This is a genomic window from Streptomyces sp. NPDC052020, assembly GCF_040680575.1.
Lineage (GTDB): Bacteria > Actinomycetota > Actinomycetes > Streptomycetales > Streptomycetaceae > Streptomyces.
This window is the reverse complement of the sequence record NZ_JBFAWY010000002.1, coordinates 33,275-55,951: the sequence shown is the minus strand read 5'-3', so window position 1 is coordinate 55,951 and position 22,677 is coordinate 33,275. Positions and strand designations below refer to the sequence as shown.

Below are 22,677 nucleotides of genomic sequence, written 5' to 3'. Positions count from 1 at the left end.
CCCGGAACTTACCCAAATGACGTGTTGTGCGCGCCTTCGGCATCAGCACCAGCGCGGCGCGGGGCCGATGTTGTCGATGTACCGGGCCGCGCCCCAGGCCCAGGTGCCGTCCGTGAGGAGGTACCAGAGCGGGTTGCCCTTCACCGAGTCGCCGGGGGTCTTGCAGTAGATGGAGACGACCTCGCCCCGGTGGGCGTACCGGATGACGCGCGAGCCGCGGTTCGGCGCGCTGCGCAGGGCGAGCTTGTCGGCCGTCACCACGCCTCTGTACCGGCCCGAGTCGCGGGGGTCGTCGCGACGACTGTCGTCCCGGCCGTTGTCCTGCCCATTGTTCTGCCCGTTGTCCCGGCCGTTCCCGGCGCTCTGGCCGGCGGTCCCGAGGCCGTCCCTGGGGTCGGTGTGCGCGGCGGCGGGCGTGACGACGACCGCGGCGGCGAGCGCGCCGCCGGCGAGAGCTATGGCCAGACGGCGGACGGCGGCGCGGGAGGAGTGCGGGGACATGGGAGTACCTCCTGAGGGATGTTGCGCGGAAGGTGCCGAAAGGCACATCAGGTGACTCATCGCCACATTAGGAGCGGGGTCCGGGGAGCGCGCGTCGCAGTGCGCCATAGGGGAGGGGGAGGCGTGAGGCCGGGGGGAGAGGGAGGCGGGGGCGTCGGCTGAGGACGCGTCACGCGCCGGCGGGGGTGGCGGGGCCGCGCGCTGTCAGGGCCGCCGCGGCAGCGTCAGGGTGGCCACCGCCCCGCCGTCCGGCGCGTTGGCGAACTCCAGCCGCGCGCCGAGCACCTCCGCCTGGCCGAGCGCGATCGTCAGTCCCAGGCCGTGCCCCTTCGTCCCGCCCTCCGTACGGAACCGCTGGGGACCGTGGGCCAGCAGGTACTCCGGATAGCCGTCCCCGTGGTCGCGCACGGTGACGACCGGCCCGTCCACGGTCAGCACCACCGGCGCCCGCCCGTGCCGGTGCGCGTTGGCGACCAAATTGCCCAGCACCCGCTCCAGCCGCCGCCGGTCCGTCTCCACCGCCATGTCCCGGACGACCCTCACCTCCGTGGTCCCGGCGCCCGCGACCCCCGCCGCCCGCACCACCCGCTCGGCCAGCGGCCCGAGCTGCTCGGTGTCCGCGTCCAGCCGTTCCCGCCCGGTGTCCAGCCGGGAGATCTCCAGCAGGTCCTCGGTGAGCGTGCGCAGCGCGGCCACCCGGTCCCGGACCAGCTCGGTGGGCCGGCCCGGCGGCAGCAGCTCCGCCGCCGCGTGCAGCCCGGTCAGCGGGGTGCGCAGCTCGTGCGCCACGTCGGCGGTGAACCGCTGCTCGGCGAGGAGCTTGCCCTGGAGGGAGGCCGCCATCGTGTCCAGCGCCGCGGCGACCGCCGCCACCTCGTCCTGCGGCCGGGCCGGATCCTTCGTACGGGGGTCGCCGACGCGCGCGTCCAGGTCGCCCGCGGAGATCCGCCGCGCCACCCGGGCCGTGGTGTGCAGCCGCCTCGTCACCCGGGTCACCGCGAACGCGCCCACCAGCAGCGTCGCCCCGATCGCCAGCGCGGACGACCATACGATCGCCCGGTCGAGCCCGTCGATGGTGCGGGCCTGCTGGGAGTAGTCGATCCCCACGGCGAGGGCCCGGCCGCCGTCGGCGGGGCCCGCCGCCCACATCGTGGGCCGCCCGCGGTGCTCGGCGACCATCGTGCCCCGCCCGCCGCCCGCCGCCATCTTCCGCAGCGGCCCGGGCAGCCCCGGCGGATCGAGGCCCGCGCCCCGCCGGAGCGGGTCCCCGGCCTCGTAGTCCTCGGTCACCTCCGCCAGCCGTTGCAGGGCCCGGTCGCGGGCCTGGCCGACGGTCTGATGCGTCACGGAGACATGGACGAGCGCGCCGAGCAGGGCGGCGAGCGCGCAGCACATCACCGTGATGAAGGCGGCCGCCTTCACCGCCAGCGTGCCCGCCCACTGGGGCAGCAGGCGCCCGGGGCGGAGCCTCATCGCCCGCTCGCGGAGGACGGAAGCGAGGACGAGGGTGACGAGGGCGACGGCGAGCGTGCGGCCGAGGCGGGTGAGGAGACGGACGGGCGGGAGGCGGGCGTCCGCTCCCCGGTGCGCAGCATCTCGTCGTGCGTCAGGAGCATCGCGCGCTGGTCCGGGTCCCAGGTCCACTGCACGCGGTATTCGTATCCGGCCAGGTCGGACGGCGAGCGGATGATCACCGACCGCCCGGCCAGCTCCACCGCGCTGACGGCGTCGTTGTTGGACATGACCTGGACGAGCCGGTGACCGGCGACGGTGTAGACGCGCACGGCCGTCTGGTTGGTCGGCGGCAGCCGGAACCCGAGCGTCATGTCCTCGCGCCCGTCGCCGGTCAGGTCGCGGTAGTACGGCTCCAGCAGCGGGCACCGGTCGCGGTCGCCGCCGGGGCGGCAGCCGTCCATCCGGCGCGCCGTCTCCCGGTACGGCGCCCGGCTCCCGGCGTAGTCGTCCGGGTGCGCCGCGATCTCCGCCCGCACCACCGCCGCCGGATCCACGGTGCGGATGCCGCCGCCCGGCACCGTCACGCCCTTGACGGTCTCGGTGTCGGCCTCGTCGAAGTCCCAGGCCGGAGTGGACGCCGGGGGCAGGTCCGGCCACAGCCGCGCCGGGCTGACCGCGGTGGGCGTGGCGCCCGCGCCCTGGAGTCCGCCCGCGTCACCGCAGCCGGCCGCGGCCGTGAGGACGAGCGCGGCGAGGACCGTACGGCGGGCTGCGCGCCGGTGGCGACGGGGAGGCACGGCACTCCTGGGGGTCGGGGCGTCGGGGGCCGCGTACACCTTATTCGCGCGGACGTCCTTTTTGCGGGTGTGGGGGCGGGGACCGGGTGCTCGCCGGCCGACGGCGGGCCCCGCGCCCGCACGGCCGGGGCAGGACCCCGCGGCCCCGGGGCAGGACCCCGCGGCCCCGGGGCAGGACCCCGCGGCCCCGGGGCGGGGCCGCCGCCTACTCGGCCAGCTCCTCCAGCAGCCGGGCCGTGGACAGCCCCACCCGCAGGTACTCCGTGAACAGCTCGTTGTGCAGCGCCCAGGGCGAGCGGCGGGCCCGGATCAGGCGGATGGCCTCCTCGGCGGTACTGCCCTGCCGGATCAGCGCCTGCGCGACGACCAGGCCGGAGCGGTTGTAGCCGTGGTAACAGCGGACGAGGACCCGGCGGCCCGCGTCCAGGGCCGCGCACGCGGCCTCGGCCAGCCGCATCACGCCCGCGAGCTGGGTCCCGTCGAGCGGCCCGTCGGGGATCGGCCAGCACTGATGCTCGATGTCCGGGTCCGGTCCGTGCCCGGGCAGGCGCAGCAGCGTCTGCACCAGGTCGAACTCGTCCCGCACCACGGCGAACTCCAGCTGCCCGGAGTCCTTCCGGAACTCGTGCCCGCCCATCCACAGCCCCGGCACGATCTCGCTCCACGGACTGTCCGGTGCCGGTACGTCGGGCCGCCTCCCAGGGGTCCGCAACGGCGCCTCCCCACGATCCCCTATCCCCTGCCACCTGCCGTCCACGGTAGCCGGGTTCTTGCCCCTGGAGCACCCGTCCTGTTCCCATGGTCATGGGGTGATGGTGCATGACTGGAATGCGCGTCGTACCGGCCTGGCGGCACGGCCGGGAGCGGCTCTACGTCTGCCTCCCGGACGGCAGGAACATCGCGTGGTACGACCGGGAGGCCGCCCGGGTCAACGTCCTCGGCGACGACCGCAGGGACGACGTCCTGGAAGCCCTGGGCCCCTTCCTCACCGGCCCGGTCACGGTGGGCCCGCCCCCGGTGCCCACCCCGGCCGAGCTGGCCCGCCTGTCCCTCCACCCGGACGACGACCTGGCCCCCAACCGGCCCGGCGAGGCCCACCTGATCGCCCTGGACCGCGACCCCGGCCCGGCCCGCCGCTTCCGTCCCGACCCGCGCCGCCGGGCGCTGGCCGCGGAGGAGACGGTGGGGGAGGCCCTGGACCGCCTCGACGGCGCCGGGTGGCACGCCCTGCACTCCCTGCCGCTGCCCGGCGGCGACCGCGTCCACCACCTGCTGATCGGGCCCGGCGGCCTCTTCGCCGTGCACGCGCTGTACGCCCGCAGGCAGCGGGTCCGGGTCGCCGACCCGCTGGTCACGCTGGGCCGCCGCGCACCGCGGCCGCTGCTGCGCCGGGTCCGCGCCGACGCCGACCGGGCGTCCTACGCCCTGACCGCCGAGGTCCGCGCCGTGCTGGCCCTCGTCGGCCCGGCGGAGGTGTCGGTCACGGTGCCGCCGCGCGGGGTCCGCGTCCTGCGGGACGAGGAGCTGGCCGGGCTGGCCCGCCAGGGCGGGGTGCTCAAGCCGGCCGACGTGGAGGCGCTGCACGCGATGGCCCGGGACCGCCACACCTGGGCGCGCCTGTGAGACCGCCGGGGGCGGCCGCGCCCCGCCCGGCGGTGCGGGCTCACGGCAGCACGCCCGCCCGCCGTCGTTCGAACAGAGGTGCGAGCAGGTCGCCGTAGTCCTGCACCCGCGGTCCCACGTCCCCCGCCCGGAACACCAGCCGCCCGGCCGTCCGGCACTCCTCGACCTCCTGCCACGTCACCGGCGCCGACACCGTCGGCTCGGCCCGCGCCCGCAGCGTGTAGGGGGTGGCCGTGGTCTTCCGCGCGGCGTTCTGGCTCCAGTCGACGAACACCTTCCCCGGCCGCAGGCTCTTCGTCATCCGGTGCACGACGAGCTTCGGCATGGTCCGCTCCGCCTCCACCGCCAGCGCCTTGGCGTACTCCGTCACCCGCTCGGACGACGATCCGCGCACGGCCGCCAGCAGGTGCAGCCCCTTGGCCCCGGAGGTCTTGGCGTGCGCCTCGATCCCGTCCGCCGCCAGCCGCTCGCGCAGCCACAGCGCCACCTCGCAGCAGTGGACCACGGTCGCGGGGGGCCCGGGGTCGAGGTCGAACACCAGCCGGTCGGCCTCGCCGGGCGCGCCGGCCACCCACTGATGGGTGTGGAACTCGGTGACGAGGTTGGCCGCCCACATCAGGCTCGGCAGGTCCTGCACCAGCACCATCCGCGTCGGCCCCTCCGTCCGGTCCACCTCGGCCGTGGTGACCCACTCGGGCGTACCCGGCGGCACGTTCTTGGTGAAGAACAGCTGGCCGTCCGGCCCGTCCGGATACCTGAGGAAGGACACCGGCCGGTCCCGCAGGTGCGGCAGCAGCACGTCGGCGACCGTCGCGTAGTAGTGCAGTACCTCCCCCTTGGTGAAGCCGGCCGCGGGATACAGCACCTTGTCCAGATTGCTGAGCGCGACCCTCCGCCCCTCCACCTCCGTGATAGGCGCCATACGATGAGAATCTCACGAAACCATGTCAAAACGACCGATAGACCCATCCAGTAGAGGGTGAACGGCCACCGGCCGTCACCGGACAGCCACCGACCGGAAAGGTGCTGCACGTGAGATCCATCTGGAACGGCGCCATCTCGTTCGGCCTGGTGAGCATTCCGATCAAGCTGGTGAACGCCACCGAGAGCCACGCCGTCTCCTTCCGCCAGATCCACGCGGAGGACGGCGGACGGATCCGCTACCGCAAGGTGTGCGAACTGGAGGACCGCGAGGTCACCCAGTCGGAGATCGGCAAGGCGTACGAGGACGCGGACGGCTCGATGATCCCGATCACGGAGGAGGACCTGGCCCATCTGCCGATCCCGACCGCCAAGACGATCGAGATCGTGGCGTTCGTCCCGGCCGACCGCATCGACCCCCTCCAGATGGACGCCGCGTACTACCTCGCCGCGAGCGGCGCCCCCGCCGCCAAGCCGTACACCCTGCTGCGCGAGGCCCTCAAACGCAGCAACCGGGTCGCGATCGCCAAGTTCGCGCTGCGCGGCCGGGAACGCCTGGGCATGCTGCGCGTGGTCGGCGACGCGATCGCCATGCACGGCCTGCTGTGGCCGGACGAGGTCCGCGCGCCCGAGGGCGTCGCCCCGGACACCAACGTCACGGTGCGCGACCAGGAGCTGGATCTCGCGGACGCCCTGATGGACACCCTCGGCGAGATCGACCTCGACGACCTGCACGACGAGTACCGCGAGGCCCTGGAGGAGGTCGTCGCCGCGAAGGCCGCCGGCGAGGCGCCCCCGGAGAGCCCCGAGCCGGCGGTGCCGGGCAAGGTGCTGGACCTGATGGCGGCCCTGGAGAACAGCGTCCGGGCGGCGCGCGAGTCCCGGGGCGAGGGGGGACCGGCGGAGCGCGCGGAAGAGGCCGAGGTCAGAGCGCTTCCGCGGCGCGGCACCCCGTCCCGCGCGACGCCCAAGGAGACCGGCGGGAAGAAGTCGACGTCCACGGCGAAGAAGACGGCGGCGAAGAAGACGGCGTCCGGGGAGAAGAAGCCGACGGCGTCCGCGCGCAAGACGACGGCCAAGAGCACCGCGAAGAAGACGGCCTCCGGGTCCGGGGAGAAGACGGCATCCGGCGCCAAGAAGACGGCGGCGAAGAAGACGGCGTCCCGCAGGCGCAGCGCCTGACACGAGCCGCCGCGGTCACCCGCACCCGCCCGGGCCGGCCGGGCGCCGCGCTCACCCGCAACTCCACGGTTCCGGCCGCCGGGACGGCGACGACCAGGAAACGGTCGGTGCGCAACGGGCGTCGCCCGCCCCGGCCGGGCGCGCGGTCGCCGCCGGCAGTTCCCGCGGAGCGTCCTCCAACTGCTGCACGGTCGACGGTCCCGGCCCGCCGCCCGGCGCGCCCGGACCGGCCGGCACCAGGGACCACACCGCCACGGCCAGGACGACCGCGGCGGCCGTACCGGCCACCCGGCCCACGCGCTGCAGCCGGGCCCGCCGGTCCAGCTCCCGCCAGCCCGGCCCGCTCCCCGGATCGTCCGGCTGCCACAGATCCCCGACGGCACCCGCCACCGGATCACCGGCACCCGCCACGGCATGCGCCTGCCCGCCGCACGAGCCGTAGTCCAGGCCGCCGTACGAGATGCACCTGTGGTTGTTCCCGTACGGCCCTTCCGACCCCCGCACCACTCCCGCCGCGTCCGGCAGCGGACCGGGCCACCCGCCCGGCACGCGGTCCCGGGCGGAGGGCTCCCGGGGGGCGGAGTCGCGGATGGCGTCCTCGCTGTCGGCCAGGAACTTCTGCCAGACCTCATCGGGGACGTGCGGCGTCGTCCCCTCCGGTTCTCCCGGCGGGTCACCGCCGCCGGGCCCCAGAGTGGTCACGGTCCCTTTCTCCTCCTCGTGCACGGGTCGCGGGCGACCGCCCCGGTGGGGAAGCAGGCGGGAGCCGGCCTCCGCTCGATCATCGCAACGCGCGAAACCGACCACCAGCGGCCGGGACCATTCTCCCGGACTCTTCGTATCATCCGCTCATCCAGGGTCGTCGGCCACGGGCGGCCGCCGGAGACCACGACCGGCCGCCGGTGACCGCCACCGACCTGGCAGGTCATCGCCCCGGCAGGCCGCCGGCCGCGGGTGCCGCCGGTGCGGGAGCGAGCGAGGCCGGGCGCCGACCGCACGCGGGCACGCACGCCCACCACTGTCACCATCGGTTCCGCCTTGGCGCCGCCATGGACGTACACCCCTCGCCGCGCGCTCCCTCGAACCGGCGAATCGGCCGGTGCCGGTGGTTGCGGAGCGTCGCCCGGGACACGACGTACTCGTCCCGCTGGGTGAGGCGGGAGAAGTCACCCGTCTCTGGAGCCCCTGTGGAAGCAGCGGAAGCCGTCTGGTCCTGCCCGTTCGACTTCGCGGAAGCGCTCGAATTCGATCCGCTTCTCCGGAAATTACTGGAAGAACACCCCGTAGCCCGGATCACCATGCCGTACGGCGAGGGTGAGGCGTGGCTGGTGACGCGGTACGACGACGTGCGTACGGTCACCACCGACCGGCGGTTCAGCCGCAAGGCGGTCAGCGGGCGCGACTTCCCGCGCATGACACCCGAGCCCATCGTGCAGTCGGAGGCCATCAACCTGATGGATCCGCCCGCCGTCACGCGCCTGCGCGGTCTGGTGGCCAAAGGATTCACCGCCGGCCAGGTGGAGCGGATGCGGCTGCGCACCGAACGCGTCGTGGACGACCTGCTGACCGCCATGGCCGCCTCCGACGCCCCCGACCTGTTCGCCCACCTCGCCTCCCCGCTGCCGATGCACACCATCTGCGAGGTGCTGGACATCCCGGAGCCCGACCGGGAACGGCTGCGGTACAACGCGCTGACGATGATGAACATCGGCGCCGCCGCCAAGGAAGCCGCCGTACGCGCCAAGGCGGAACTGCGCGCCTACTTCACCGAGCTCACCGCCGAGCGCCGCCGCTCCCCGGGCCAGGATCTGATCAGCTCCCTGGCCACCGCCCGGGTCGGCGACGACCTGCTGGACGACCGGGAACTGGCGGTGATGGCCATGGTGCTCCTCATCACCGGCCAGGACACCACCACCTACGAGATCGCCAACCTCAGCTACCTCCTCCTGACGCGTGACGACCTGCTGGCCGCGCTACGGGACCGGCCGGACCTGCTGCCCCGGGCACTGGACGAGATGCTGCGCCACATCCCGTTCCGCTAGGGGGTCGGCATCCCGCGGGTCGCCACGGAGGACGTGGAGCTGGGCGGCGTGACCATCCGAGCCGGCGACGTGGTGCACGTCTCCTACCTCACGGCCAACCGGGACGCGGAGAAGTTCCCGAACCCGCACGACATCGACCTGACGCGGCCCGCCGTGCCGCACATGACCTTCGACTGGGGATCCCACCACTGCCTGGGCGCCCCCCTGGCCGAGATGGAGATGCGGGTGGCGCTGGAGGCACTGCTCACCCGCTTCCCCGGCCTCCGGCTCGCGGTGCCGGCGGAAGACATCCGGTGGAACACCACGTCGATCTGGCGTCACCCGCTCGCCTTACCGGTGTCCTGGTGACGGCACCCTCCCTGGAGAGACGAGTCCCGACATGCCCATTCTGTGCCGTCCCGCGGTGGCCGTGCCGGAGCACGTGATCACCCAGGAAGAGACGCTGGAACTGGCCCGCCGTACGCAGCCGGCCACCCCCAGCTCAGTGCGGCGGTCAGCCGGGCGCACGACTTCTGCACCGCCTACCCCACGGCCAACGTCCTCATCGTCTCCTGCGAGTTCTGCTCGCTGCTGTACCAGCCCACGGACCTGGGCGTCGGCTCCCTGCTCTCCAACGGCCTGTTCGGGGACGCCCTGTCCGCCGCCGTGGTGCGCGGCACCGGCATGCGGCTGGAACGCAACGCCTCCCATCTGGTCCCGGACACCGAGTCCTGGATCTCCTACGCGGTACGGGAGACCGGTTTCCACTTCCTGCTGGACAAACGCGTCCCCGGCACCATGCGGATGCTCGCCCCCGCCCTGCGCGCCCTGACCGCGGCCCACGGCTGGGAGGCCGGCACCTGGACTTCCTCATCGTCCACGCCGACGGCCCCCGCATCCTCGACGACCTGTGCCACTACCTCGACGTGGACGACCGCCTCTTCCGCTTCAGCCGCGCCACCCTGACCGAACGCGGCAACATCGCCAGCTCCGTCGTCTTCGACGCCCTGGACCGCTTCCTCGCCGCCGGCGGCACCCACCAGGACGCCCCCGGCCTGCTCGCGGGCTTCGGCCCCGGCATCACCGCCGAGATGGTCCTGGGCCGCTGGAGCCCCGCCCCCGCCATCGCCCCCCAACGCGGCGCGCGCCCGGCCGCGACCGCCACCGTCCCTCCGCCCCCGGCGAGCCCCGCCCCCGCATCGGGCCCGTGACCGCGCCTTCCGTCCCGGACGGAAGCCGAGCCACGACAGCGGCCGTGACCAGCGGCGAAACGATGCCCCGCGGCAGCACCACCCGAAGCCGCCCACCGCTACGGCGACCAGAGCCACCGCGACGGCACCGAACGGCGGCACCGAACAGCGGCACCGACGGCGACGCCGAGGCGCGGCTCGCCTAAGAGAGGCAACTGGAGCAAATGTACGGACGTTCTGTTCTTGGTCGAAGAAGGGCGCTCAGCGTTCCACGACTTCTGCGGAACCCTGGGGCGAAACGTAGTGTTCACTGGCGAAGGTTCGCTCAAGTGAGTGCGGGCCCGCGGGTCCGACAGGGACGACGGACCGGGGCAGCGACACGCGGCACGCGGCAGGTCAGTCCGCGTCCGACTGGGTCAGGGCCTTGGTGATCAGGCGAGTGGCGAAGTCGGGGTCGTCGGTGAGGCGGTTGATGTGCTCCGCCAGCAGGAGAGCGGTGGCTTCCAGCGGGGTCAGCTCCTCCTCGGTCCAGTATCCGTACTGCTTGCGCCACAGGTTGGGGCTCAAGCCGGTGCCCGCGGCGATGAGCAGGCCGGCCATCGTGGGAATGACCTCCGCGGGGACGCTCTTGGGCATCATGCGCAGGGACGCCACGAAGTTGGGCACCACGCACTCGATGACGTCCTCGTCGTGATCCTCGTAGGCCATCCGCAGCCATTGCATGTACATGTAAATCAGCGTGCAGGTGCCGTCCAGTACGTCGTCGACTCCCCCGGGACCCAGGGAAGCGGCGAACTGCTCGACCAGCGCCCGGTGGTCGGGATCGGTCCCGGGCTTGCCGTCGTAGACGGCCTTCAGCCGCGAGTCGATCATCATGAGCGCCGCGCTCACATCACCGGCGGGAGCACGCTCGGGGTCACAAGGTGACGACACAGGAACCTCCTCGGGCGACCGCGGCGTGTCCGTACAGTAGACCGCCGACGACACCGGGGTCCGGCGAATCCGGTGAAGCGCCCCGAAGGAAACCGGAAACGGCCACGCGGCCCTCTCCGGCGCCACCGGTGCCACGGGCCCGTGCCCGCCGAACCGGAACAACTGTTCCAGCCGCCGCCACCGCGAACACCGGCCAGTTCGACGAGCGCCGGCCGATCACCGCGAAAGGTACGCCTTTCGTGTCCTCGCCGGGGCCGGTCCGCCCGGTTGCGGTTCCCCCCGCGCCGCAAGAGCCTGTTACTAGGGCCTTCTCCCCGCATGACCATGCCGTGGAGGCCGCCGGGGGAATGAACATCACACCGAGCCGCGGCGGCCGGTGACGCCGGAGTACCCGTCCCTCCGCACGCGCCGTCGCACGACGGACCCGGGACGTACGACCGGCCCTCTGGATCCGGGACGTACGACCGGCCCTCTCCCCTCACGCGGCTTGTTCGTCAGCGAGCCGAACGACAGCGCGCGAATCGCTCCTCGCCGGCCCGCGCCTTCCACCCGGACGGGGCGATCCGAGCACTGGAGCTGATTGTGATCATCACCGACTGGCAAGCCCGTCACGGCCTCACCGCGGCGGAGCATCAAGCCGAGTTCGATCGGCTCACCGGCGGAGGCTACCGACTCCTCAAGATCGCGGGCTATGAGCTGGGCGGCACCCCGCGCTTCGCCAGTATCTGGGCGATCCAGGGCGGGAGCGCCTGGCGGGCCCGGCATGGCATCTCGGCCAACGACTACCAGGCAGCGGTGACCGCGCTGAGCGGCGAGGGCTTCCGCCCGGTCGACCTGTCGGTGTTCCGCTCGGGGAACGCCGTCCTGTTCAGCGCGATCTGGGAACAGGAGAAGGGCCTGGAGTGGGTCGCCCGCCACGGGCTGACCGGAGACGAGTACCAAGCCCTGTTCACCGATCTGTCGAACAAGGGCTTCCGCCTGCGCTGTGTGTCCCCTTATGAGGACCAGAGCGGCGCGCGCTTCGCCTGCGTCTGGGACCGTTACGCCGGCCCCCCGTGGGCGGCCCGACACGGTATGACGGCACAGGAATACCAGAACGAATACGACGCGCAGAAACAGCGCGGCTTTCGTCTGGTGCGAGTGGTCGGCTACCCGATCGGCGGCCAGATCCGGTATGCGGGTATCTGGGAGAATTCCCCCGGTCATCCGGGGAACGCGGTCCACGGCCTGCCGCACGCCGAATACCAGGGCCAGTTCGACGCCAATTCGGCCGCGCGGCTGCGCCTGGTCGACGTGAGCGGCGCCAGGGACGGCACTTCGGCGCGCTACACCACGATCTGGGAGTCAACGCCGGAGACCAGCCCGAGCGCGAGCGCCGCGGCGAGACTGGTGGTGCCTTTCATGCAGAAGTGGGCCGTGCCGGGTTTCTCCTTCGCGCTCGCCCGCAACGGCGCGATCCGGGCCACCGGCGCCTTCGGCTACGCCAACCGCATCACCCGCGAGATCGCCACGCCGAACCACCGCTTCCGCGTCGCGAGTGTCGCCAAGCCCATCACTTCCACCGCCGTACACCTGCTCATCGACCAGGGCCGCCTCGCCCTGACGGACAAGGTGTTCGGCACGGGGGCACTGCTGGGCACCACGTACGGGACACAGCCCTACAGCGCCCGGGTGGCCGCCGTGCGACTGCGGCACCTGCTGGAGCACTCCGCCGGCGGCTGGGCCAACGACAGCAACGACCCGATGTTCCAGCAGATGCAGCTGGGGCAGGACGCGCTCATCTCCTGGACGCTCGACAACAGGCCGCTCGCCACGGACCCCGGCACCACCTACGCCTACTCGAACTTCGGCTACTGCCTGCTCGGCCGGATCATCGAGCGGGTGAGCGGGCTGTCGTACGCGCAGTTCGTCGACCAGTCCGTGATGGAGCCGAGCAACGCCGGCCAGTCCGTCCTGGCCGGCGCGACCGCGGCGGACCGGCACGGCCGGGAGGCGATGTACTTCGGCCTCAACCGCGAAGCGCCCTACGAGATCCGGGTCGACCGGATGGACGCTCATGGCGGCTGGGTCATGACGCCGTCCGAGGTGCTCCGCTTCGTCTTCTCCGTCGACGGCCTGCCCACGCCCCCCGACCTGCTGCGGCCCGCGACACGAACGGCGATGACCACCGCGTCCACGGTCCGCCCGGTCACCCCCACCACGACGGGCTACGCCCGAGGATGGGCGGTCAACAACGTGGGAACCATCTGGCACGACGGCACCCTGCCCGGCACCCAGGCGATCCTGGTCCGGCCGTCCGACGGCCGCGCCTGGAGCGCCGTCTGCAACGCCGGCCGTCCGAACACCGCGCTCGCCGCGGAGTTCGACGACCTGATGTGGAAGGTGCAACAGGCCATCTGACCTGGCCGTCCCGGACCGCCCCCGGCTCGCGGCGCTCTAACCGAGGGCCCACCGCCGGCTGGATCCGCCGTCGCAATCCCCCAGGACCACCTCGGTTCCGTTGGCGGTGCCCCCGCCGTACGCGTCCAGGCGGCGGCCCTGGGCGACACCGGCGACGGGCTCGCCGGCCGGCGGCGCCACCCCGACGGGGTGGCGCGTACACCTACGAGGCCAACGACGCCTCCGTCGGCGACCTCGACGGTGACGGCGCCCTCGGCATCGTCCTGAAGCGGCGGCCGACCAACGCCAAGGACAGCTCCCAGTCCGGCTGCACCGGCAACACGATCGTCGACGGCATCAAGCTGGCTGGCACCCGGCTGTGGCGCGTCGACCTCGGCCTGGGGCCCCGCCGGGGAGCCGAAGGGATCGCACGACCCAGGCGCGGCAAGACCATCGGCGGCGCGGACGTCACCGACGCGTCCATGCAAGAGCCCGCCCTTTGATTCGCAGGCGGCTCGCCTCCAGGGCCGACGACTCTGGGAATCCGCCTCCAGCGACCGCCGACGGAACCGGCACAGCGGCTCGCGGTCCCGAACCCTGGCCGATCAGCACGGTCACGCCCCTCGCAAACAGCACCACCCCGAACCGACGCATCAGTCGGGCCGCCTTCCGGGAAACGCTAAGGACGAAGCAGTCCACCGAGGAACCGACGGCCCAAGATCGAGGCTAGCGCTCGTAAGGACCTGGGAGGCGTGAGCCGTTGAAGTGAATAAGATGATCAGGTTCGTCCGCCACCCATGCCTCAGTCTCCCAAGCGAGCTCAGGCAGCCACTGACGCATCGCCTCACGGTTCTCGAAGCAATTCACGAATACAAGTCCCGCTGCAGGCGTCGCAAATAGTTCCCGCAGGGTACGGTGGCGCTCGTCATCGAACGGACCCTTACTTTTTACGGCCTCCATAAGGACGAGCCACTTGCGTACTTCGTCGTGAAGGACGAGATCCGGCATTCGCCCGTGGGGATCGAAAGTCAGCCCAAGCGCCTGCTCGAAAATCTCTTTCTCGAAGAGAGTGTGCTTCCCTCGGGTGTCTCCGAGGTAGAGTACCTTGGCACCGGGTGCGAAGCGCGGCAAAAACTCCTCGACCATTTTCTTCAACAACGGGTTCTGCCCAGCGGGGGAGAGTAGAAACTCATCCCCGTCCGGAAGATCGACAGAGATCATCGCGGCGTGCAGAGCTGCCGCTCGCGCTCTCACTACCTCCGACGCCTTATTGAGAAAATCCACAAGAGCGTTCTCGAAAGAGTCCGTGCCGTATGACCGGATTGCTTGAACCGCCTCCTCGGACAGGCAGTACTCGTTCAGTTGCGAGTTTGTGGCAATATTCAAGTTGTCCGGGTTGAGGATTGCGAATCCGTTGTCAACCCACTGGCGCAGCGTCTTCTTACGGAAATCTTCCCGGCTGCCGGTTGCATAGGGCTTGGCCCAATAGGCGCCAGACCAATCCATTATCTTCTGCACGCCAAGACGCGGGGTGGCCGAGTCGGCCCAGTGGTCTCCAGGCTTCAGGCCGGCGAGCGCGAGCAGCGTAACGGCACTGCGGACATTGTGCCGCTGTGCGTCGAAACCGAAGCTTTTCAGTAGCGCCCGTGCGGTGTCGATGGTCGCTACCGTCTGGTCGATGTCGTTGCTGGTGGTCATGAGGTGGAGTCTGGCATCTCTGAAAAGAGTTTGACTACCACGGCATCCAGTGCCTCCTGTAGGTTATCCAGCACGTCAGAAAACCTTTAGGACAACGCTCGGCTATCGGCGAACGCGTGGCAGAGGGTGGCGGACGCGGTCCCACCGGCATGATCCTCGCCTGCTGGCACCTCGGCGCCCTGCCGGTACTCGAAGACCTGCGCCTGCGCAAGTGGGCCCACATGCTCGGCTTCCGCGGCCACTTCTCCACCAAGTCCCGCGCCTACTCCACCAACCCTCGGCGCCCTCCGCCAGGAACGCGCCGACCACAACGAAGCCCTGGCCCGCGCACGCGCGGCCGAGGCCGGCCACCCGCTGCCCGACCCGGACACCGTCCTCGTTCTCTCCCACTGGGTCTTCGCCAGCACCGGTCTGACGGCCGCAGAACACCTCATCGCTCACGGCATCCCCGCGCCCGCAGTCCCGGAAGACGACGACACGGAAGGAGAACCGGCATGGAGCACCGACGCGACGAGCTGATGACCGTTCCGCAGATCCTCGCTGAGCTGGGCGGGGTGTCCCGGCGTACCTTCTACCGGTGGCGCGAGCTAGGCCAGGGACTGCCTTCAAACTGCCCAACGGGGAACTCCGGGTGTGGCGGAGTGACTTCACCACGTCGTTGCGGCAGCTGGAGACGGCGGCGTGAAGTCTTTCGACGTGAAGGTGTGGGGCGTCCGTAAGCGAGACACCAAGACGCCCTCGTACGGGGTTCGCTGGTCTGTTGCGGGCAACGTCTTCTCGGAGTCCTTCCGGACCAAGGCGCTTGCCGACCACTACCGGACGAAGCTCATGCGCGCGATGCGCGACGGCGAGGAGTTCGACACGGATTCGGTCCTTCCAGCCTCGATGGAAGAGAAGAAGTCGGCCGTGTCGTGGTACGCCCTCGCTCTCAGGTACCTCGCCATGAAGTGGCCCCATGCCGCCCCCAACACACGGGACGGCATCAACGAAGCCGTCACCAGTGTGACGCTGGAACTCCTCGACGAGCGCGCCGGACGGCCCTCCGACGAGGTGATCCGCAGAGCACTGCGCAACTGGGCCTTCGTGCTGCCAGGGCCCGATGACCGGGATGTCCCGGAGGACGTGCGGAACGTTCTCCACTGGGTGTCCAAGGCGTCCCGATCGCTCGCCGATCTTGCTGAACCGGCCACGGTCCGCGCGGTCCTCGACTCGCTGAAGCTCAAGCTCGACGGCACGGCGGCAGCGGCGGAGACGGTGCGGCGTAAGCGTCGAACGCTCGTCAATGCCGCAAATTACGCTGTTGATCTGGGGGAGCTGCGTGAGAACCCCATTACGGCTGTCCGCTGGCAGAAGCCGAAGGTGTCCAACCAGGTCGCCCCGCGGGTTGTCGCCAACCCGGAGCAGGCGCGGAATCTCCTGGCGGCGGTTTCCTATGTGGGCGGGTGCCGGCGTGCTCGCGGCCGGCGTCTCGTCGGGCTGTTCGCGGCGATGTACTTCGGTGGCCTCCGGCCCGCTGAGGCGGTCGGCCTGGTTGGAACTGACCTTGTCCTTCCTGAGCAGGGCTGGGGATCGGCGCTGCTCCACCGCACCCGTCCTTCGGTCGGCAAGCAGTGGACGGACTCGGGGGAGACCCACGACGACCGTGGGCTCAAGAATCGACCGACTGAGGACGTTCGGCGAGTGCCCATCCCGCCCCAGCTCGTCGCCGTGCTGCGCGAGCACCTGGCCACGTTCGGCACGGCGGAAGACGGGCGGCTCTTCTTCGGTGAGAAGGGCTCGGTCGTCCCGTCCTCGACCTACTACCGCGTGTGGCAGGAGGCTCGACTCCTGGCGCTCCCGCCAGCCGTCGCCGCCTCGCCGCTCGCGAGTAGGCCGTACGATCTCCGGCACTCGTCGGCGCTGTCGACGTGGCTCAATGTGGGGGTGGGACCCACCGAAGTTGCCGAGCGTGCTGGCAACAGCGTTGAGGTCCTGCTGACCCGCTACGCGAAGTGCCTCGACGGACGGCAGGACGTCGCCAACCGGCGCATCGAGGACCTGCTCCGCGAGTACGAGTGACATGACCTGTCCGAAGCCGAGGCCCCCTGGCAATCTGCCAAGGGGCCTCGTTATTGCTGGTGAAGCTGCTCCAGCGCTGAGCGCGTCGCTAGGACGCTCACTGGTGATCACATCTCGTTGTGCACACGTAGGCAGGTTTCCCTCTCACTGATCTCTTTTGCCGTCTCACCCATGCTGAGCCCGGTGGTATTCCAGGTAGCGGCGTTCGACCTGATGCCCGGGGCGCTCTGCAAGTCGCCCTATAGGCGTTCCTGAATGCTGATCGATGACGACAAGATCGTTAGTGATGTGCAACATTCCAAGATCGAAGAGCACGTGGTGATTGGGGCATAGGCATAGCACGTTCGATGGCACATCAGGGCCTTCATGCGGGCGGCCCAATGGTTGTATGTGGGCGGCCTCCGCATAGGCGCCTGTCGGCGTGGAGAGTCGAGTGCCACATATTTGGCAAGTGTTGTCGTGAATGCGCTTCACGTACTCGGCAACTGCGGTGCTTCGGACTATGCGTTGAGTGGTTACCTCGACACGCGTCGGAGATTGGTTGCCGTCTGGTTGTAGTGGATCAATGCTTCGTTCCCTCGTCACCGTTGGCTGCGGAGGAGGCGCTATGGGACCTTGGTGTCGTCTGTACTCGTCCGAGCCGGTTTCCGTCAGCGTCCATATCCCTCGTGACTCCCGGGCGGGTACGAGCAGGCCCTCGCGTTCCATTTTCTTCCGCTCGAACCTGGTCCTGTTATGCCATTTGGGCTCATCGTCGCGTTCCGTTCCTTCCCAGTCGCCGGGCGTTAGATGAGAGCCGTAGCGCCGTTCCATCTCTCGAAGGGCCTGAGCTGTTGGCGCGCTGCCTCCTAGTTCGCCCAGCGTCATCAACAGCCACTGTCGGAGGACTCGTTGGGGCGTTAGGTCTGATGTCATGGCAGGAGAGTAGAGAACTTGATCTGTTACCGCGTGCGACAGGGAGCTCGTCTTCTGGCGCTCCCATCGGCCGTCGCAGCTTCGCTGCTCGCAAGCAGGCCGTACGACCTTCGGCGCTCGGCGCTGTCGACGTGGCTCAATGCGGGGGTGGGTCCCACCGAAGTTGCCGAGCGTGCTGGCAACAGCGTTGAGGTCCTGCTGACCCGCTACGCGAAGTGCCTCGACGGACGGCAGGACGTCGCCAACCGGCGGCGTATCGAGGACTTGCTCCGCGGAGTACGAGTGAGACAACCTGCACCGACACTGAGGCCTCAGGCATGCCGCCTGGGGCCTCCCTCGTTTCGGCCCTACCTGCGCCGATGCTTCGCTTCGTAACCGGCAAGCCGAGACGTGCGGCCTGCCCTGCGCTCTTGTGGCCTCATCTCGCTTGCTGCTGGCATGTCGGCAACGTCAACGCGAGAGCACAGGGGGCCTTGTGGAGCTGCGCGTCACGCGGTGGAAGCGGTACGGACATGATCGCCTGTACGCCAACCTGCCCGATGGCACCCCGGTCGGTTGGTCGGACGTCACCACGGGGACATCACGGTCTTGCGGGCCGAGTGCCACGATGACGTGATCGCGGTGCTCACCCAGAACTCCAGAAGCTCATGGAGTCGGTCCTGCCAGACAGGACGCCGGGAGCCACAGCGCGTCCGACGCTGCCCCCACTGACACCGGCGGATGATCTGGCCGTGAACCCTCCCGGGGCCTCCTTGCGTGATCTGCTCGATGCATCCGGACCGGGACTGTTGGAGCGAGTGATCTCGCGGGTTCTTCGGCGACCCACGGAGTGGGACTCCTGGCGGAAGGGGGTGGCGGGGGAACGGCGAGTGGGAGCCGAGCTGAACCGCTTAGGGCGCCACGGCTGGCGTGTCCGGCATTCCATCCCCTTGGCCAACAAAGTGGACATCGATCACTTACTGATCGGGCCTGGTGGGGTGTTCAGCATCAATACGAAGCATCACCACAAGAGGGCCGTATGGGTCGGGGATGATTCCGTGAAGGTCGATCACGGGAAACCGGCACCCTACACACGCAAGAGCCGGGCGGAGGCCAAACGAGTCGTCCGAGTGCTTGAGCGCTACTGCGACTTCCCGGTACCGGTGGAGCCGGTGCTCGTCTTCGTCGGCGTCTCCGAGCTGAAGGTGGTTGCTACGCAGCTCAGTGTCCGGGTCTACGAGGAGCGCCAAGTAGCGGCACTCGCTCCGCTCTCAGGCGTGCTCACGGCCGACCAGGTGGAGCAGGTGTACAGCGTCGCTCGTCATCGTCAGGCTTGGGCCCAGGCCTGAGCCAGTGGCCCAGTGTGGTGCTGGCAGTCCTCGTAGACCCTGCTGGTGGCCCCCATGGCGTGACGATTCGTACCGGGCGGGGCTGGCCGGCGGTGGTACGGCCTCGCCTTTTCTTGAACCTCACCTGCGGCGATGCTCCAAGATCCCGCCCACGCCTCGTCCGCAGACCCCGACGTACGGCCGCTCCGAACGGCACACACCCGCACATACGCGAAGACCCCGGCCTCAGCGTTTCCGCTGGCGACGGGGTCTTCGGGCACCTTCTTCGAGGTGCCCCCGGCAGGATTCGAACCTGCGCACACGGCTCCGGAGGCCGTTGCTCTATCCCCTGAGCTACGGGGGCGTGTCGGTCGCGGTGTTCGCGGCGACGGGTAGAACCCTACCAGCTCTTTCGGGGTGGTCATGAACGGGTTTCCGCGGGGTCTGGCCGTGCCGGGGAGCCGGGTGCCGGGGGTGGCGTCCCCCGCACGGGGTGGAAGTGGCGAAAACCCGGACGCGGTGGCCGGTCTGGACCTACTCTCAAGTTGTGTCAGGCGCGTCGGGCCGGGTCCTCGTTGTGGACGACAACAAGGTCATCCGGCAGTTGATCAGGGTCAACCTCGAGCTGGAGGGCTTCGAGGTGGTGACCGCGGCGGATGGTGCCGAGTGTCTGGAAGTCGTGCATCGGGTGAGACCCGATGCCGTCACCCTGGACGTCGTCATGCCGCGGCTGGACGGGCTCACCACCGCGGCGCGGCTGCGTGCCGATCCGCGGACGCGTGATCTGCCCGTCGCCATCGTGAGCGCCTCTACGCAGCACGAGGTCGACGCCGGCCTCGGTGCCGGCGTCGACGCCTTCCTGGCCAAGCCGTTCGAGCCCAGTGAGCTGGTGGGGCTGGTGAGGCAGCTGGTGGAGCGGAAGGCGCGGCGGGGGAGCCCGGGGAGCGGCGACGCCGAGGACGAGGGGAACGGCCCCGCGGCCGAGGGCGAGCCGGGCGCGGCCGACGAGGCGGAGTCCTCCGCGCCCTCCGCGCAGGCGTCCGAGCGCGCGGGGTAGGCGGGGGGCGACGGGTGCTCCGAGAGAGGCCGGGGCCTCCGCGCCCGGCCCCGCCGTCCACATCGCGGGACCCCGCCGAATCGGTTCGCCTACCCACCCCCCTCCTCCCCTACGCTTGTCCCGTGACTCCCGTCGAGCTCTCCCGCACCGTGCTGCACGCGGTGCGTCGCGCCGTGGACGCGGGGGAGCTCCGGGTGACGGTCCCCGAGCGTGCCGTGGTCACGGTGCCGGGGCCCGGGGGATGCGGGGACTACGCCACCAACATCGCCCTCCAGCTCGCCCGGCCGTCCGGGCAGACGCCCCGCCGTGTCGCCGAGATCCTCCGGCCGCGGCTCGCCGGCGCCGAGGGCATCGGCGAGGTCGTCGTCACCGGGCCGGGGTTCCTCAACATCAGTCTGCGCGGGGGTGCCCCCGCCGCCCTGGTCGGGGAGATCCTGCGGCGGGGGGTCCGGTACGGACACGTCGACGCGGGGAGTGCCGACCGCACCCGGCTGCGCTGTCCCCGGGAGGTGCGCGCGCTCGTCGTCGCGGACGCCGTCGCCCGTCTGCTGCGTTCACAGGGTGTGACCGTACGGATCGGGTGCGAGGGCCGGCCTCGGGACGTGTGGGGCGCCGTGCTGGGGGTGCCCGCCGATGTGGCGGCGTACGACGGTGCGCGAGGGGCGGACGGTCCCGGTCGGGGCGTCGCGGACGGTTCCGGTCAGGACGTCGTCGTCCGGCCCGTGCCCGCGCCCGCCGACCCCCTCGCGCTCGGCCGTGACGCCGGCCGCTGGGCACTGCTGTACCCCGCCGCCCACGACCGGCCCCGGATCGGCGGCGAGCACCTCGTGCAGCGGGAGGGCAATCCGCTCTTCCGCGTCCGCTACGCCCACGCCCGCACCCGGGCCCTCGTCCGCAACGCGGCCGACCTCGGTTTCGGCCCCGAAGCCGGTGACGTGGCCGGTGCGCCGGGAAGCCGCGAGCTGCTCGCCGTGCTCGCCGACCATCCGCGCGTGCTGGGCGCCGCCGCCCGCGACCGCGCCCCCGACCGTCTCGCCCGGCACCTGGTCGCCGTCGCCGACGCCGTCCTTCCGTATCTGCCCGCCGTCCTCCCGCGCGGGGAGGAGAAACCCTCGGCCGCCCACCGTGCCCGGCTCGCCCTTGCCGAAGCCGCCGGGACGGTGCTGGCCGGCGGCCTGTCCCTGCTCGGCATCGACGCACCCGACCACCTCTAGAGCGAACAGAGAGTTCCGTAGAGCCATGAGCCGATCCGCACACCCCGCCGGGCCCCGCCACGCCGACGTTCTCCCCGAGGGCCACTACGCCGCCCCGCCCGCCGACCTCAACGCCCTGGACCCGAAGGTGTGGGCACACACCGTCGGCCGGGGCGAGGACGGCGTCGTCACCGTCGCGGGCCTTCCCGTCACCCGGCTCGCCGAGGAGTTCGGCACCCCGGCGTACATCCTCGACGAGGCCGACTTCCGGGCCCGGGCGCGGGCCTGGCGCACCGCCTTCGGCCAGGACGCCGACGTCTTCTACGCCGGGAAGGCCTTCCTGTCCCGGGCCGTCGTGCGATGGCTGGCGGAGGAAGGGCTCAACCTCGACGTGTGCTCCGGCGGCGAGCTCGCCACCGCGCTGTCGGCCGGCATGCCCGCCGACCGGATCGCCTTCCACGGCAACAACAAGTCCGAGGCGGAGATCGAGCGGGCCGTGCGCGCCGGGGTCGGGCGGATCGTCCTCGACTCCTTCCAGGAGATCGTGCGGGTCGCCCACATCGCGCAGTCGCTCGGCAAGCGGCAGCGCGTGCAGATCCGGGTCACCGTCGGCGTCGAGGCGCATACGCACGAGTTCATCGCCACCGCCCACGAGGACCAGAAGTTCGGCATCCCGCTGGCGGGCGGGCAGGCCGCCGAGGCCGTACGGCGGGCGCTGCGGCTCGACGGGATCGAGCTCATCGGGATCCACTCCCACATCGGCTCGCAGATCTTCGACATGTCCGGGTTCGAGGTCGCCGCGCACCGCGTGGTCGGGCTGCTGAAGGACATCAGGGACGAGCACGGGGTCGAACTGCCCGAGATCGACCTCGGGGGCGGGCTCGGCATCGCGTACACCAGCGACGACGACCCCCGTGAGCCGCACGAGATCGCCAAGGCGCTCACCGAGATCGTGACCAGGGAGTGCGAGACGGCCCGGCTGCGCACCCCGCGCATCTCCGTCGAGCCCGGGCGGGCCATCGTCGGGCCCACCGCGTTCACGCTGTACGAGGTCGGCACCGTCAAGCCCCTCGACGGGCTGCGGACGTACGTCTCCGTCGACGGCGGCATGTCGGACAACATCCGCACCGCGCTGTACGACGCGGAGTACAGCGTCGCCCTCGTCTCCCGCGCCTCCGACGCCGAGCCGATGCTCGTCCGCGTCGTCGGCAAGCACTGCGAGAGCGGCGACATCGTGGTCAAGGACGCCTTCCTGCCGGGCGACCTGGCCCCCGGCGACCTCATCGCCGTCCCCGCCACCGGGGCGTACTGCCGGTCCATGGCCAGCAACTACAACCACGTGCTGCGCCCGCCCGTCGTCGCCGTCAGGGACGGCGAGGCGCGCGTGATCGTCCGGCGGGAGACGGAGGAGGACCTCCTGCGCCTGGACGTCGGGTGAGCCGGCGAG

At 71.0% G+C, this 22,677-nt stretch carries 17 protein-coding genes, 1 tRNA gene and 6 pseudogenes; 14 read left to right on the top strand and 10 right to left on the bottom strand.

What is annotated here, in order from left to right:
• Nucleotides 1-42 precede the first annotated feature (42 nt).
• From AB0L74_RS02160 to AB0L74_RS02145, 4 genes are all read right to left on the bottom strand, one after another.
• On the bottom strand, nt 43-501 hold the full coding sequence (locus AB0L74_RS02160; protein ID WP_365644622.1) for an SH3 domain-containing protein: 459 nt from the start codon (nt 499-501) through the stop codon (nt 43-45).
• A gap of 204 nt (nt 502-705) precedes the next feature.
• On the bottom strand, nt 706-1,974 hold the full coding sequence (locus tag AB0L74_RS02155; RefSeq protein WP_365644619.1) for an ATP-binding protein: 1,269 nt from the start codon (nt 1,972-1,974) through the stop codon (nt 706-708).
• A complete protein-coding gene (locus AB0L74_RS02150; RefSeq protein ID WP_365644616.1) occupies nt 1,971-2,753 on the bottom strand; it encodes a hypothetical protein in 783 nt (260 codons plus the stop codon). Before AB0L74_RS02150 ends, AB0L74_RS02155 begins: the two co-directional genes overlap by 4 nt.
• A gap of 205 nt (nt 2,754-2,958) precedes the next feature.
• Nucleotides 2,959-3,465, bottom strand: coding sequence for a protein phosphatase (locus AB0L74_RS02145; protein WP_365644613.1), 507 nt, complete (start codon nt 3,463-3,465; stop codon nt 2,959-2,961).
• Between the two features lie 107 nt (nt 3,466-3,572).
• Here AB0L74_RS02145 and AB0L74_RS02140 point away from each other — a divergent pair, with 107 nt between their 5' ends.
• Nucleotides 3,573-4,376: a nuclease-related domain-containing protein gene (locus tag AB0L74_RS02140; RefSeq protein ID WP_365644610.1), complete on the top strand. Its 804-nt coding sequence runs from the start codon at nt 3,573-3,575 to the stop codon at nt 4,374-4,376.
• Nucleotides 4,377-4,416: 40 nt separating this feature from the next.
• Here AB0L74_RS02140 and ligD read toward each other — a convergent pair whose 3' ends face one another.
• Entirely contained in the window at nt 4,417-5,298 is an 882-nt protein-coding gene (gene ligD / locus AB0L74_RS02135; protein WP_365644608.1) for a non-homologous end-joining DNA ligase, read from the bottom strand.
• A 110-nt stretch (nt 5,299-5,408) separates the two neighbouring features.
• On the opposite strand from ligD, the gene AB0L74_RS02130 reads away from it, so the two are divergent.
• A complete protein-coding gene (locus AB0L74_RS02130) occupies nt 5,409-6,479 on the top strand; it encodes a Ku protein (protein WP_365644605.1) in 1,071 nt (356 codons plus the stop codon).
• A gap of 51 nt (nt 6,480-6,530) precedes the next feature.
• Here the strand turns inward: AB0L74_RS02130 and AB0L74_RS02125 are convergent, their stop codons facing one another.
• Nucleotides 6,531-7,181 (bottom strand): hypothetical protein, encoded by a 651-nt coding sequence (locus AB0L74_RS02125; protein WP_365644602.1) that lies wholly within the window; start codon nt 7,179-7,181, stop codon nt 6,531-6,533.
• Between the two features lie 485 nt (nt 7,182-7,666).
• On the opposite strand from AB0L74_RS02125, the pseudogene AB0L74_RS02120 reads away from it, so the two are divergent.
• Together AB0L74_RS02120 and AB0L74_RS02115 are read left to right on the top strand one after the other, a co-directional pair.
• A pseudogene (locus AB0L74_RS02120) lies at nt 7,667-8,869 on the top strand (cytochrome P450).
• A gap of 31 nt (nt 8,870-8,900) precedes the next feature.
• Nucleotides 8,901-9,711: pseudogene (locus tag AB0L74_RS02115) on the top strand (hypothetical protein).
• 375 nt (nt 9,712-10,086) lie between these two features.
• On the opposite strand, the gene AB0L74_RS02110 reads toward AB0L74_RS02115, so the two are convergent.
• Entirely contained in the window at nt 10,087-10,623 is a 537-nt protein-coding gene (locus tag AB0L74_RS02110; protein ID WP_365644599.1) for a hypothetical protein, read from the bottom strand.
• 582 nt (nt 10,624-11,205) lie between these two features.
• Here AB0L74_RS02110 and AB0L74_RS02105 point away from each other — a divergent pair.
• A complete protein-coding gene (locus AB0L74_RS02105) occupies nt 11,206-13,023 on the top strand; it encodes a serine hydrolase (RefSeq protein WP_365644596.1) in 1,818 nt (605 codons plus the stop codon).
• A 163-nt stretch (nt 13,024-13,186) separates the two neighbouring features.
• A pseudogene (locus tag AB0L74_RS02100) lies at nt 13,187-13,400 on the top strand (rhamnogalacturonan lyase); the annotation flags it as partial.
• Between the two features lie 328 nt (nt 13,401-13,728).
• On the opposite strand, the gene AB0L74_RS02095 reads toward AB0L74_RS02100, so the two are convergent.
• Nucleotides 13,729-14,700, bottom strand: a complete 972-nt coding sequence (locus AB0L74_RS02095) for a BsuBI/PstI family type II restriction endonuclease (protein ID WP_365644593.1) — start codon at nt 14,698-14,700, stop codon at nt 13,729-13,731.
• A 149-nt stretch (nt 14,701-14,849) separates the two neighbouring features.
• Here AB0L74_RS02095 and AB0L74_RS02090 point away from each other — a divergent pair.
• The 3 genes and pseudogenes from AB0L74_RS02090 to AB0L74_RS02080 all read left to right on the top strand — a co-directional run.
• A pseudogene (locus AB0L74_RS02090) lies at nt 14,850-15,219 on the top strand (replication initiator); the annotation flags it as partial.
• Nucleotides 15,219-15,385: pseudogene (locus AB0L74_RS02085) on the top strand (excisionase). The pseudogenes AB0L74_RS02090 and AB0L74_RS02085, both read left to right, overlap by 1 nt.
• The gene (locus tag AB0L74_RS02080; protein WP_365644590.1) at nt 15,382-16,758 is read left to right on the top strand and encodes a site-specific integrase; all 1,377 of its coding nucleotides are present in this window, start codon (nt 15,382-15,384) and stop codon (nt 16,756-16,758) included. Before AB0L74_RS02085 ends, AB0L74_RS02080 begins: the two are co-directional and overlap by 4 nt.
• Before the next feature lie 165 nt (nt 16,759-16,923).
• Here the strand turns inward: AB0L74_RS02080 and AB0L74_RS02075 are convergent, their stop codons facing one another.
• Complete coding sequence (locus AB0L74_RS02075; protein WP_365645067.1) at nt 16,924-17,466, bottom strand: HNH endonuclease; 543 nt, start codon at nt 17,464-17,466, stop codon at nt 16,924-16,926.
• 234 nt (nt 17,467-17,700) lie between these two features.
• Here AB0L74_RS02075 and AB0L74_RS02070 point away from each other — a divergent pair.
• Both AB0L74_RS02070 and AB0L74_RS02065 read left to right on the top strand, forming a co-directional pair.
• Nucleotides 17,701-18,048: pseudogene (locus tag AB0L74_RS02070) on the top strand (hypothetical protein); the annotation flags it as partial.
• 494 nt (nt 18,049-18,542) lie between these two features.
• Nucleotides 18,543-19,001, top strand: a complete 459-nt coding sequence (locus tag AB0L74_RS02065) for a nuclease-related domain-containing protein (protein ID WP_365644587.1) — start codon at nt 18,543-18,545, stop codon at nt 18,999-19,001.
• A 271-nt stretch (nt 19,002-19,272) separates the two neighbouring features.
• On the opposite strand, the gene AB0L74_RS02060 is transcribed toward AB0L74_RS02065, so the two are convergent.
• Nucleotides 19,273-19,344, bottom strand: a tRNA-Arg gene (locus AB0L74_RS02060).
• A gap of 135 nt (nt 19,345-19,479) precedes the next feature.
• Here AB0L74_RS02060 and AB0L74_RS02055 point away from each other — a divergent pair.
• The 3 genes from AB0L74_RS02055 to lysA all read left to right on the top strand — a co-directional run bounded on the left by AB0L74_RS02055 (nt 19,480) and on the right by lysA (nt 22,668).
• Nucleotides 19,480-20,037, top strand: coding sequence for a response regulator (locus tag AB0L74_RS02055; RefSeq protein WP_365644584.1), 558 nt, complete (start codon nt 19,480-19,482; stop codon nt 20,035-20,037).
• 122 nt (nt 20,038-20,159) lie between these two features.
• Nucleotides 20,160-21,251 carry an ArgS-related anticodon-binding protein NrtL gene (nrtL, locus tag AB0L74_RS02050; RefSeq protein ID WP_365644581.1) on the top strand — a complete coding sequence of 364 codons (1,092 nt, stop codon included), beginning with the start codon at nt 20,160-20,162 and terminating at the stop codon, nt 21,249-21,251.
• Between the two features lie 25 nt (nt 21,252-21,276).
• Entirely contained in the window at nt 21,277-22,668 is a 1,392-nt protein-coding gene (gene lysA / locus AB0L74_RS02045) for a diaminopimelate decarboxylase (protein WP_365644578.1), read from the top strand.
• Nucleotides 22,669-22,677 lie beyond the last annotated feature (9 nt).

What these genes read in the sequence shown, in the direction of transcription:
- lysA (WP_365644578.1), top strand. Translation starts at nt 21,277, where the DNA reads ATGAGCCGATCCGCACACCCCGCCGGGCCCCGCCACGCCGACGTTCTC.
- AB0L74_RS02140 (WP_365644610.1), top strand. Translation starts at nt 3,573, where the DNA reads ATGACTGGAATGCGCGTCGTACCGGCCTGGCGGCACGGCCGGGAGCGG.
- AB0L74_RS02160 (WP_365644622.1), bottom strand. Translation starts at nt 501, where the DNA reads ATGTCCCCGCACTCCTCCCGCGCCGCCGTCCGCCGTCTGGCCATAGCT.
- AB0L74_RS02155 (WP_365644619.1), bottom strand. Translation starts at nt 1,974, where the DNA reads ATGAGGCTCCGCCCCGGGCGCCTGCTGCCCCAGTGGGCGGGCACGCTG.
- AB0L74_RS02095 (WP_365644593.1), bottom strand. Translation starts at nt 14,700, where the DNA reads ATGACCACCAGCAACGACATCGACCAGACGGTAGCGACCATCGACACC.
- ligD (WP_365644608.1), bottom strand. Translation starts at nt 5,298, where the DNA reads ATGGCGCCTATCACGGAGGTGGAGGGGCGGAGGGTCGCGCTCAGCAAT.
- AB0L74_RS02075 (WP_365645067.1), bottom strand. Translation starts at nt 17,466, where the DNA reads ATGGAACGCGAGGGCCTGCTCGTACCCGCCCGGGAGTCACGAGGGATA.